The sequence below is a fragment of the Gelidibacter pelagius genome (assembly GCF_017581925.1).
Lineage (GTDB): Bacteria > Bacteroidota > Bacteroidia > Flavobacteriales > Flavobacteriaceae > Gelidibacter > Gelidibacter pelagius.
The window spans coordinates 1-12,853 of the sequence record NZ_JAGEVG010000023.1 but is presented as its reverse complement, the minus strand read 5'-3'; the positions used below and the strand labels follow the sequence as shown (position 1 = coordinate 12,853).

At 42.7% G+C, this 12,853-nt stretch carries 5 protein-coding genes; all 5 read right to left on the bottom strand.

The window, feature by feature from the left end:
* Positions 1 to 318 precede the first annotated feature (318 nt).
* Genes J4051_RS16310 through J4051_RS16290 form a run of 5 tightly spaced genes read right to left on the bottom strand, consistent with a single transcriptional unit; the run spans position 319 to position 11,765 of the window.
* Complete coding sequence (locus J4051_RS16310; RefSeq protein ID WP_208234944.1) at positions 319 to 2,259, bottom strand: OmpA family protein; 1,941 nt, start codon at positions 2,257 to 2,259, stop codon at positions 319 to 321.
* Positions 2,260 to 2,279: 20 nt separating this feature from the next.
* Positions 2,280 to 3,209, bottom strand: a complete 930-nt coding sequence (locus tag J4051_RS16305; RefSeq protein WP_208234943.1) for a PorP/SprF family type IX secretion system membrane protein — start codon at positions 3,207 to 3,209, stop codon at positions 2,280 to 2,282.
* Between the two features lie 16 nt (positions 3,210 to 3,225).
* Positions 3,226 to 4,470 carry a gliding motility-associated C-terminal domain-containing protein gene (locus tag J4051_RS16300; protein WP_208234942.1) on the bottom strand — a complete coding sequence of 415 codons (1,245 nt, stop codon included), beginning with the start codon at positions 4,468 to 4,470 and terminating at the stop codon, positions 3,226 to 3,228.
* 2 nt (positions 4,471 to 4,472) lie between these two features.
* Positions 4,473 to 5,960 carry a CshA/CshB family fibrillar adhesin-related protein gene (locus J4051_RS16295; RefSeq protein ID WP_208234941.1) on the bottom strand — a complete coding sequence of 496 codons (1,488 nt, stop codon included), beginning with the start codon at positions 5,958 to 5,960 and terminating at the stop codon, positions 4,473 to 4,475.
* A gap of 6 nt (positions 5,961 to 5,966) precedes the next feature.
* Positions 5,967 to 11,765: a hypothetical protein gene (locus tag J4051_RS16290; protein ID WP_208234940.1), complete on the bottom strand. Its 5,799-nt coding sequence runs from the start codon at positions 11,763 to 11,765 to the stop codon at positions 5,967 to 5,969.
* Positions 11,766 to 12,853: the final 1,088 nt, after the last annotated feature.

Sequence of the window (12,853 nt, the reverse complement as noted above, 5' to 3'; positions counted from 1 at the left end):
ATTGAATCTTAAGTTTCAGTTTTAAACTCTTTTTCGTATTGATCCTTCTATTGGTTTAATTGGTTTGGAATAATTAATATTCGAGTTGTCGTTAGTCTTACCAATTTTATAGGATAATAGAATACGTTCAATCTACAATTTAAACACACATCCTTTTGGGTTTCGGGGTTTTAAAAAAACTTAAAAAACCGAAGACAATGCTTCGGTTTTTTAAACGTTTTCGAAAAATTTTAATTTGTTTTCAATAATAATGAAACACTCTAATTTTTGAATGATCCCATCAGGTTTCTCATCTCTGCGAAAACTGCGGGACTATTTCTAATCTATAATGATAAACTCTGAGCGTCTATTTTCCTGATGCTCATCCGCAGAACATGGGACACCATTGCTACATTTGTTCACCAACCTGCTTTCTCCGAATCCAACGGCTTGCAATCTCGATTCCGGGATGCCATTATCAACCAAGTATTTAAGCGTAGAGGTCGCACGGCGCTGGGAAAGTTTTTGATTATAGGCATCATTTCCTCTACTGTCGGTATGCGAACGAATCTCCAATCTCAGGTTGGGATATTCATTAAGAACAGCTAATACTTTTTCCAATTCTACTTGGGCATCCTGTCGAATATCGGATTTATCAAAATCAAAGTAAATGATCGGGATGTTCAGCACCTTAGCAAGGTCGGTTCCTGTAACTAAAGGAACTTCGTTGGTCTGCAATTGGAAATCGATCCGCTGATGTTCCAGATTTGCCTTGGACAGATACTCATCAGAATCATATCTTTCTTTAGTAGCTTTTACAAAATAGGAATCAAATTTATCGGTTTCGACCGTATAAAAGCCTTCAGCGTTGGAGCGAACCTGCTTATAGATTTTATTGCTGGAATCGGTCAACACAATAATAGCGTCTTCAATTGGCAATCCGGTCTGTTTGTCAGTAACCAAACCTTGGATCTGTGCAAAATAAACATCGATGATTGGCGCTGTCTCGAGAAACGTATAAATATTATCGTAAACAAACGTACCGTCAGCTTCTGAACGGTTGGAACTTATAAAGCCCCTGCGCGTGGACTGATCGATACCAAACGCAAAATCATCGGCATAGGTGTTGATTGGAGCGCCAACATTCAACAGGTTGCCGAAGCCATCGTTTTTAATTTTCACATAGAACACATCCAAACCTCCCAATCCAAAATGGCCATCGGATGAGAAATAAAGTTCATGGTCAGCAGAAATAAACGGGAAGGTCTCTTTACCTCTCGTATTAATTTCAGGACCCAAATTAACGGGTTCGCCTATGCTTCCATCGGTATTGATAGTGGCTACATAAAGATCTGACTCTCCAAATCCTCCAGGTCGGTCCGATGAAAAATAAAGTTTTGTCCCATTTGGGCTCAATGCTGGGTGTGCGGTAGAAAAATGGTCGCTATTAATGGATAGTTCCTCAGCTGTCTGCCATTTGTTGTTTATCTTTTCTGATCTATAAATCTTTAATTTTTGATCGTCTTTTCTATTCTTGGCTGTGATATTGCTTCGTGTAAAATACATCGTATTGTTATCCGCTGTAAATACAGGTGACGATTCGTGAAACTTACTGTTTAGGCTCCCGGTAAGTTTTTCGGAATGGCCAAGGGCCTGGTTCAGGGAATCGAGTTCGATGCTGTAAAGTGACAAAAAGCTAAGTCCGTCCCAAGCACTCCTCTTATTTAAAAATGTTTTAGTGTCGCTAGTTGAAGCGTAATAAAGGATATTCCCCGATTTAAAATAGCCAAAGGAGATCTTCTCTTCATCGTAGACCTTTGAAAGGGCTTCCATATCATATCTTCCTGAGTTCTGTTGAATGAGATCTGCGTAGTTTCGAGCGTTTTTTGCAGTTTTTAGGCCGCTTTTAGAAGTGAAAACATCAAAATAATCTGAAGCCTTATTAGCATCCCCCGTAGCCTTTAAAGCTTGGGAATAACGGAGATAGACAATGTCGTTTTCAGGTTCTGGGTTCAGTTCGAATAGGCTTCCGTACCATTTTACCGCCTGATCGTATTGGGCGTTAAAATAATAACTATTGGCCAATTTTGTAAAAAGTTCTTCGGAGCGATGACCTTTTTCTGCAACGGCCAGATAGATCTTTTGGGCATTGACATAATCCAATTGCTCATAGTTCTCGGCAGCTTTTTCCATTTTTTTATCCTGTCCCAGGACCAAGGTCAAACTCGAAAAACCGAGAAAAAACAGAAAGAAACTATATATGGTAATACTATTTTTCATGACATCTTTTTTAAATACAATTAAAAGAATCTTGGATTCACTTTCGCCCTCATTCTGGTGCCAAGTTCGAAACGCAGAAATATCTCGTGAGAACCATCATTATAATTCCCCAGCGCCGTGGTATCATAATCATAGGAATAGCCTATCATAATATGTTCTGAGATCTGGAACCCTGCCAAAGCACTTACTGCAGCATCCAAGCGATATGCCAGTCCTAACGTAAAGCTATCGTTCAATAGGGCATTGGCCGAAAAATCAAGGGCCAGGGGTGCACCTACGACTGCTTTGGCTAAAATGGCCGGTTTCAGCTTAAAATTAGGGTTGATATCAAACACATAACCTCCTATTAAATAAACGTGGGTTTTTTCGGTAGCGGTGGACACTTGGACATCGTCGTAATGTTCGGTCTCCAACATATTGGGCGATGACAGCCCTACATACCACTTTTCGGTATGCAGATAAAGTCCGACGCCAACCACGGGCGAACTGTTATTCTGTTGTCTAAGATCATAGTCGTTGGGATCGTAAATATTCAATTTGTTCGGGTCCAGGCTCCATATTGAGACCCCGCCCTTCATCCCAAAGGACAGTTTTAAATCGTTTGCCATAGGTATGGTATAGGAAAAATCTGCAGTGATCAGACTCTCCGAAGAGGGACCGATCTGATCGCTGGTAAATCCAAGTCCCAATCCAACACCTCTCACACCTATGGGCGAGTGCATTGAAAAATTAAGTGTTTTTGGAGCACCATCCAGACCTACCCATTGGTTGCGATAAACCCCAAGCATACTTAAAGAGCCACGTGAACCTGCATAGGCCGGATTGACACTTATGGTATTGTACATATATTGGGTGTACTGGGAGTCCTGTTGCGCCTGGGCAGAAGGCAACATGAACAGCAGGCTTCCAAACAGTACGAGCACAAGAAGATTTGATTTTTTGATAGTCATAAGAATTCGATTCATGTTATTCAGAACTTAGGTATAAAAATCCTGCTTGTTTATGAAAATTTTGTTCCGCGTCTACACCATATTGATATTCAAGAATATAATAGTAGGTACCAAAGGGTAATTTTTCAGAGTTTTTCAAGGTCAAACGTCCAGAAGAAAAGCCATCAAACACATTGCCGTTGACTCCGTAATCATTGGTTTCAAAGACCCTAACTCCCCAGCGGTTGAACACCTGTACCTTTAGGTTTTTGGCGCACTGGTTGCTGTTGGACAGATCGATCAGGAAAAAATCGTTCTTGCCATCGCCATTGGGCGTCACCGAGTTATAGACGACAATGTTGCACGGCAGTACCAGATCAGATTTGACACGAGCAAAGGTAAAGACCCCATAATCGTTGACTGCCGTAGTGACGGTCTGGTTATCGATATCTATCGCACCACCTTCGTCCACCCACATGTTTGTGGCGGCGTTCCAGCGTACAATGGTCAGGTCGCCCAGCTCTGCACCAGCAATCATGGAAGCAGGTGTGGTCACATCTCTCCAAGACAGTGTAATCAGTCCGTTATCGGTATTGCTGCTGTTCTTTTCAATGGTCCAGTATTCCTGGTTGTCAATTTCCTTGATCACCCCAGCCTTGAGTGCATGTGGGTAAAGCGGATCGGAATTCTCAAAAAAGTATTTGCCCTCAAAAAACGCGTCGGTGTTCTCGGGATCGGAAATCCCTGCAAAACGATAGTACCCACCATCACCGATAGGGAAGGTAAATTCTCCATCGCCCAGTTTGTTTACGGGACCGTCCACATGGCTGTCATCTGAAGTGTTGATATGGAAGGCGTTGGTATTGAAAGTGATTTCGCCACCAAAATTGTCGTTGTCCACGATGCCATCATAAAAATCGGATTCGCCACTGATATGCAAATGTCCCAATAACTGGAACGGGACGGCGTGACTGGAATTGTTGAAATAAACATTATAAAGGTAGCTGATATTTGTACCACTGAGCATCTGGTCTGCACTTCCGATAAACCTGGTCAATCCAGTATTTAAATGAAAATCTACGATACCATCGTTATTAAAGTGGTTGTAGATGAACGCATCCCCATCGTTAAAATACGAACCCGTAGCCAGGTTGTCAAAACGCTCGACTGTTGAAAACTGGGTAGCTTCACTGATGTAAAGTATCCCTCCATTGCTGGTCTGAGCCATCATATTGGAAGTAAGGAGCAGGAAAACGCTTATATGTAAAAAAGATTTTTTCATGATTAATTATTAAATTTTCCTCTACTATGAATCATGGGATTGGTTACCGCAGGAATTAAAATATGCAGCTTATGATCTTCTACCTCTCCGGTATTTATCGTTTCGGTAGGACTTATATTGGGCGTTTCTGAAAGTCTCAGTCTTATAAATGTACCATAGGCTATGCGCGACGGCGGAACTGTCCATTCCATGACCACATTTCCTGGATTACCTCCAGTTGAAGGCGCAAAAACCTCTATTTTTTCATCGGGATCGAAAGTACCGCTTCGATCAAAGTCTATCCATCCGGCAATATAACCATCGCTACGACTACTATAAGGTATAGTCGCATTGATTTTGGAGTTTGGAACGTACACCTTATAAGAATATTCTTTGTGTTCGTCTGGCCAAGCATCTTCTTCAAGTGTTCCTGCAGGACCATGGTTATTATCGCCCATCGCATCATTTGAATATAGCGCAATCCGTTCCGTATCAGGAGCCGTGCTGCCCAAATGACTTAGTTCATCATTCGGAATTAATGCACCTGGTTGGTAGGCGTTGGTGTTAATGTTGGTCGCAGCAGTACTTCCTGCTGCTACTGGTGCAATACCATCCCCGCTAAAATTCAATCTTTGAATCAGGTGCATTGGATAGCCATAAGTTTCTGGTGCATCTCCCCCATCCACGTCGGGAGGCAATAAACCCAAGGCGATGGCGGTTAATCCACCTCCTCTAATAGCTGCATCAATGGTCACTGATAGATCTGGATTGCTCACAGTCTTATTATAGGCAGATTCATTGAACTTTAAAAAAGATACCGCCATGGTTTCATGGTCATTTCCTCTAAGAAACTTCATGGTTCTCTTGGTGCTGGGAACTCCTCCTTCATTTACAATCTCTTTTCGAACGTCATACGCCGCTCGACTTGTATTTTTCTTCACCTCCACTAAGGTCCAATCGCCGTCAGCGGTGGCATAGATAAATTCGCCAGAAGCTAAGGACTCAGCATCTGCTACTACCAGTCCTGAAAGCCGTATAGGCACTCCATCAATAGTGGCTTTACAAACAATAGTTATGGAGAGCGTCCGATTAGCAGTTAGGTTTCTAATACCTGACACCAACTTATTGTCACCACCAGTCCCTCCAATATTATACAGGTCATCAAGATAATCTCCACTGTAGTTTCCAGGAGCATATGATCGAATCTGGTCTCCAGTAATTGCCGTGATCTCAGCTTCGATACACAGCCATTGATCAAGTCCCAATGGAATGGAAGCATAGGATTTGGCCCCTACGCCTAATGGTCGATTATGTCTTCCATGAGGGTAGTCAGCTTGGCTCGTAGACCCCCAAGTCAACCACAACACATCATCGATATAAGGGCTTGACCCACCAGTAGCAAAGGAGGCCGTCACTATTTCATCAGGGTAGCACTGTGCTTGCAACTTGCTATAAGTTGCAAGCAATACAAATGCTATACCCAATATGATAGGCTTTGTTTTAAAGTTCATAGTCAATTAAGGTTTTACAGAAAATACAATGTTCATAAAAGAAGCCATCGTGACATCTGCACCAGCTCTGATCGTATAGGTCAATACTCCTGCATTGCTAACCGCTACATTTTCAAATACGCTAGTATCATACCATGTGATAAAATAATCCAACTCACTGGCTGGCAATACTGGTAATGCAGTCGTAGCCCCTGGGTTTGCAGCAACCGGTGAACCAAACTGATCACTGTATTTGTCATAGAGGTCGATAGTTCCAAAAGTGTCACCTGTTGGCACTTGATCTATAGCAGTATAAACAACCACTGATGGCATATAAAAGAACGTAGGCATGGCCGCTTTCAACTGCTTTATTACGCCGGAAGTTCTGTCTATCACCATAATATTATCCTCAAAAGTACCAGTTTGCAATCCAGTCACCGCTAAAGTGGCTGTAGCACTTGTATTGATTGCCGTTGGCTTGATTAGCGTCCCACCCAATTGAACAGCATCTGCTGTAGCATCAACGTTTAATCCGTTATTGGCTTGAACGTCCAAGGCATTGGTTGACGTGTTTTTGACCATCCCGACACCTGCAACATCAGCATGAACTTTTGCAGGGGTAACTGCTAAATCTGCCAACTTAACGCTTGTGATACCAGCGTCTGCAACGCGTATATTGGCATCTACGAGTGTTGCTCCGGTCCCGTCTGTAACAGTAATAGAGGTGTCACCTGGTGTTAGATCTTTAGGATCTACAACACCATAAGGACCTTGTGGGCCTTCTGGACCTGTTGGACCTGTTGGACCCGTTAAATCTGAAGATGTAAACGTTTCATTATTTGTGTAAAGAATTGTGAATGTTCCATCATTATTGTCGGTAATCGATGATACACCAACGCCAGCCGGACCTGTTGCTCCGGTTGCTCCTATAGGTCCAACTGGACCGATTGGGCCTGTTGCTCCTGGGACACCTTGTGGGCCTTGTTGGCCTGCTGGACCCGTAGCTCCATCGGTACCTGCAGGACCTTGTGGACCTGTAGCACCGTCAGCACCTGTTGGACCTACTGGGCCTTGTGGACCCTGGATGCCTTGATCACCTTGATCACCCTTTTCTCCTTGTGGACCTTGATCTCCTTGTGGACCTACTGGACCAGTTGGACCAACTTCACCTTGAATTCCCTGATCTCCTGTATCTCCTTTCGGACCTGGCGCTCCATCTGCACCCGCTGGACCTGTCTCGCCTTGAGGACCTGTAGCACCCGTTGGGCCTGTTAAACCGATCGGGCCTTGAATTCCCTGGATGCCTTGATCACCTTGATCTCCCTTTTCACCATCTGCACCATCAGTACCATCCGCGCCTGCAGGACCTTGTGGACCTGTCAATCCAGTTGCGCCTTGTGGGCCTGATGGACCTTCTGGACCAATAGCACCGTCAGCACCTGCTGGACCTACTGGGCCTTGTTCACCCTGTGGACCTTGTACTCCGGCTGGACCTTGTGGACCTGCTGGACCTGTAGCACCATTATTCCCATCTGCACCATTTGTTCCGTCAACACCAGGTATTCCCTGTGGACCTGCTGGACCCGCTACGCCTTGTTCGCCTTGTGGACCTTGATCGCCTATATCACCTTTCGGGCCTTGTGCTCCGGCTGGACCTGCTGGACCCTGTTCGCCTTGTGGGCCTTGTGGGCCTGCTGGACCAACTTCTCCTTGAGGACCTTGATCACCTTGTGGGCCTTGCGGACCTTCTGGACCCGTAGCTCCATCAGTACCATCCGCGCCTGCAGGACCTGTTAATCCTATTGGGCCTTGCTCACCCTGTGGACCTTGTACTCCGGCTGGACCAACTTCTCCTTGAATACCTTGATCTCCTTGTGCGCCGTCAGTACCATCTGTACCAGCAATTCCTTGTGGACCAGTAAAATCAGCCGTTGTAAAAGTAGTTCCATCTGTATAGGTAATAGTAAATGTGCCATCTCCATTGTTGACAGTGGAAGCAATGCCGTTGCCAGCTGCGCCATCAATTCCTGCTGGACCTTGTGGTCCCCTCAAATCTGAAGTAGTGAAACTTCCTCCATCGGTATAATTAATTGTATAAGTTCCATCTCCATTATTTATGATTGTATCAATACCATTTCCGTCAACACCATCAATACCATCTTGTCCGTCTATCCCATCTACTCCCTTAGATATCGTTACACTGTTTGTACCATCACTAATTGTGACGGTATCGTCACCATTATCTGTTACGGTAACAGAAGCACCATCGGCACCATCATCACCTTTATCTCCTTTTAAAGAATTAATGAAATCCAACTCATTTCCAGAATTCCCTAAATCTATCCATTCTTGATAAGCAGATTTCCCATCAGCGCCGTCAGTCCCATCTGCTCCTATTAAAGAATCTAAGAATTCTTGTTCTGTACCTGTATTTCCAGCGGCGATCCACGTCTCGTAGGCAGAAGCACCGTCAACACCATTCGTTCCATCAGCACCGTCAGTCCCATCTGAGCCTATAAGGGAATCCAAGAATTCTTGTTCCGTTCCTGTGTTACCAACTGCAATCCACTCTTCATAAGCAGAAATACCATTGGTACCATTTGTTCCATCAGCTCCGATTAGAGAATCTAAGAAATCTTGTTCTGTTCCCGTGTTACCATCTGCAATCCACGTCTCGTAGGCAGAAGCACCGTCAACACCATTCGTTCCGTCAGCACCGTCAGTCCCATCTGATCCTATAAGAGAATCCAAGAATTCTTGTTCCGTTCCTGTGTTACCAGCTGCAATCCACGTCTCGTAGGCAGAAGCACCATCTACTCCCTTAGATATTGTTACACTGTTTGTACCATCACTAATTGTGACTGTATCGTCACCATTATCTGTTACGGTAACAGAAGCACCATCTTGTCCGTTAGCTCCATCAGTACCATCTTCTCCTTTTAGAGAATCGATAAAAGCCTGTTCAGTTCCTGTATTTCCCGCATCTATCCAAACTTGGTAGGCAGATTTCCCATCAGCGCCGTCATTCCCATCGGCTCCTATTAAAGAATCCAAGAAATCTTGTTCCGTACCTGAATTGCCAGCTGCAATCCACTCTTCATAAGCAGAAATACCATTGGTACCATCAGTTCCATCGACACCATCAATTCCATCAGCACCATCAGCACCATTAGTTCCATCTGCTCCTATTAAAGAATCTAAGAAATCTTGTTCTGTTCCTGTGTTGCCAGCTGCAATCCACTCTTCATAAGCAGAAGTACCGTTAACACCATCAGCACCATTAGTTCCATCAATTCCATCAATACCATCAATTCCATCTGTTCCAGCAGCACCAATTAAAGAGTCCAAAAAGTCTTGTTCGGTTCCTGTGTTACCAGCTGCGATCCATATATCAAACGCAGAATCTCCGTCGACACCATCAACACCATCTGCTCCCTTAGATATAATGACATCATTGGTACCATCACTAACCGTCACAGTTCCGTCACCATTATCAGTTACTGTAACAGAATTACCATCTTGCCCATCTTGTCCATCAACGCCATCAGATACAATGACACTGTTTGTACCATCACTAACTGTTATAGTTCCATCACCATTATCAGTTACGGTAACAGAAGTACCATCATCACCTTTGTCTCCTTTTAAGGAATTTAGGAAGTCTTGAACAGAACCTGTATTACCATCGGCTATCCACTCGTCATAAGCAGAATCCCCACCAGCTCCTCTTAAAGAAGCAATAAACGCAGCTTCATCTCCAGTATTACCTAAATCTAACCATTCTTGATAAGCAGATTTTCCATCGTCACCTTTTGGACCTGTTAAATCGGAAGTCGTGAAATCCGTACCATCAGTAAATGTAATGGTGTAGGTTCCATCGCCATTATTATCAATAGAATCAATGCCATTGCCGTCAGCACCAATTAATGAGTTCAAAAAGTCTTGTTCTGTTCCTGTATTGCCCGCAGCGATCCACACTTCATAAGCAGAAAGACCGTCCACGCCATCAACTCCATCAGTACCATCAGCGCCATCATCACCTTTTTCACCTTTTAAAGAATCAATAAAATCCTGTTCCGTTCCGGTGTTTCCTAAATCCAACCAAACTTGGTAAGCAGAATCTCCATCGTCACCTTTTGGACCATTGGCCAAATTGATGATGGTTTCAACATTGTCCTCATCGGTATAAGTCATTGTCCCGTCACCATTATCCACAAGAGTTGTTGTGGTTTCAAGGTTTTTGATATCAATAACTGTAGGATTTCCAGCCTCATCCATGAAGGTGAATGTCCCATCGGTATTTTCAGCTACGGTTGTCAAGGTTTCTAAATTTCTAACAAGCTGAGTGAAATCCAATTGGGTAACCACACCGTTTTCATCCGTATAATCGATGTTGGTGTTATCTGGATTGAGAGCAATCGATGTTAAGGTTTCAAGACTGCTGACATTTATTATGGTTTCGAGCCCAGCCTCATCTGTAAATGTAAAAGTTCCATCGGCGTTGGCTACAATTGTGGTCAGGGTTTCTAAGTTCTTGACAACTTGAGTCAGATCCAATTGGGTAACTACGCCGTTTTCATCCGTATAATCGATGTTGGTGTTATCTGGATTGAGAGCAATCGATGTTAAGGTTTCAAGACTGCTGACATTTATTATGGTTTCGACCCCAGCTTCATCTGTAAATGTAAAAGTTCCATCGGCGTTGGCTACAATAGTCGTCAGTGTTTCTAAATTCTTAACGATCTGGGTGAAATCCAATTGGGTAACCACACCGTTTTCATCTGTATAATCGATGTTGGTGTTATCTGGATTGAGAGCAATGGAGGTTAAGGTTTCAAGACTGCTGACATTTATTATGGTTTCAAGCCCAGCCTCATCTGTAAATGTAAAAGTTCCATCAGCGTTGGCTACAATAGTCGTCAGGGTTTCTAAATTCTTGACAACCTGAGTCAGATCCAATTGTGTAACTACGCCGTTTTCATCCGTATAATCAATGTGGATATTGTCGGTATTTAGTGCAATAGATGTCAATGTTTCAAGATTACTAACATCTATTGTGGTTGCCGCACCACTTTCATCGGTAAAGGTAAACGTACCATCGGCATTGGCTACGATAGTCGTCAGTGTTTCTAAATTCTTAACGATCTGAGTGAAATCCAATTGGGTAACTACGCCACTTTCATCGGTATAGTCAATGTTGATGTTGTCTGGATTAAGTGCGATTGAGGTCACAGTCTCAAGATCGGCGATATCAATACTAGTTGTTACCCCAGCTTCATCGGTGAAGGAAAATGAACCGTCACTGTTCGCGACTATGCTCGTTAAGGTTTCAAAATTCTTAATGACGTCTTCAAGGTCAATACTGTAAGTATCACCATTTTCATCGGTATAATCCAACGTATGCCCATCTGGATTGAGTCTAAGAGCGGTCAATGTCTGAAAATCAGTAGGATCAATACTTTGCACATCACCATTCTGATCAATATAGGTAAACTGATTGTTGGCAATGTCCCACAAAACAATATGTTCCGGCAGATCACTTTCCGTTGTCAACCTATTCCAACTGCCCTGATACCAATAGTAGTATCCAGGAGTAAGGGTGGCATTGGTATTGGTGTTATAGACCAATAGACTTTCCAAATTCCCAGCCGTAATGGTGGCTTGGTCGGTATTGCCAGTCAAGGGCACCTGTGGTATTAAAATACCGCGGTTGGAAGATTTTATTTCCAATTGCGTGGAAGGATTTGGCATATCCGTCCCTATCCCTACTTGTGCAAAAAGGGAATGACCTGTAATTAAGATAAGTAACAGTAATAGTTTTTTCATAGTGATTGGTTATTGTGATGGAAATTTTGAAACTGTATTTATATAAATTTGTATTCTATAATGATAAAAATATGACTCTAAAAAATTTGTGTTTTCAATGAATTTAGTTCTAAAACGCATAATTTTGACTCATCCAAACACTCGATGAAACGCAAATTTCATCGTCAACAAGTGCGAATGTACTATTTTATTTTAATTTTCATCGATGAAGCGCAAATTTTATCGTTGAAAAAACGATTTTATGATTGATTTTAATAAAAATGGTGAGAAACTAATGCACTCGTTATTAGTTGCAAACATAATATTTATTTTAATCTTAACATATTTTTATGATAAGTGTTTCGTCTAATTCCTACATTTTAAAATAGCCCTATCAGTTAACCAATCTAACGCAAGAACCTCGAGAAAAGCCCACGAGGTATGAATAAGGGGTTGTCTTTTAGATTATGGAAAGCCTCGGAAAATTGAAACCCCCTACGAGGAGTAAAACAAGGAATAAATCCAGAGTCTTTAATTTAGTAAGTTATTCATATTAAACTCTTAAGCTTTTCAACATCAAAACCATATTTCAACAAGCAAGATTTCCACAATAGCAGTTTTCGGAGTCAAGGATAAATCCCACTCCGTAATCCTATTCATTTCAATATAATGAGGTTGTAAACGTGTAGTAGAAGATCTTACCAGTTTTATTGAAGAAACAGCTAACCATCGTTCACTATTCTGCAGCTTATCACTCTATTTTTCTTTTTTGAATCATAAACCCCACAAGAGAGCGAGGCTTTGATCATAATTCCAGGCTAATCACTGAATACAGATTGGCTTTTCTTGATGGCTATCGGGACATCAAAATTTAATGTGTTCCGCTTTTAAATCTCGGATCTTGGACCCTGTTAATCTCGATCGATCTGGAGGAGGGGTATTAGTTAACCAACTTAATCTAATGCGCCTTCGGCTTTTGAGTTTTGGGTTTCGGATCCCGCTAATCCCGATAGATCCTAAAATCCGCATGTCTATTTTAAAGGGTATCCTTTTTTAAGGATTTGAGAGTGGAAATGTTCCTGTTCCTTGTTTTCGAGATATTGTTGAAC

What these genes read in the sequence shown, in the direction of transcription:
- J4051_RS16290 (WP_208234940.1), bottom strand. Translation starts at nt 11,765, where the DNA reads ATGAAAAAACTATTACTGTTACTTATCTTAATTACAGGTCATTCCCTT.
- J4051_RS16310 (WP_208234944.1), bottom strand. Translation starts at nt 2,259, where the DNA reads ATGAAAAATAGTATTACCATATATAGTTTCTTTCTGTTTTTTCTCGGT.
- J4051_RS16295 (WP_208234941.1), bottom strand. Translation starts at nt 5,960, where the DNA reads ATGAACTTTAAAACAAAGCCTATCATATTGGGTATAGCATTTGTATTG.
- J4051_RS16305 (WP_208234943.1), bottom strand. Translation starts at nt 3,209, where the DNA reads ATGACTATCAAAAAATCAAATCTTCTTGTGCTCGTACTGTTTGGAAGC.
- J4051_RS16300 (WP_208234942.1), bottom strand. Translation starts at nt 4,470, where the DNA reads ATGAAAAAATCTTTTTTACATATAAGCGTTTTCCTGCTCCTTACTTCC.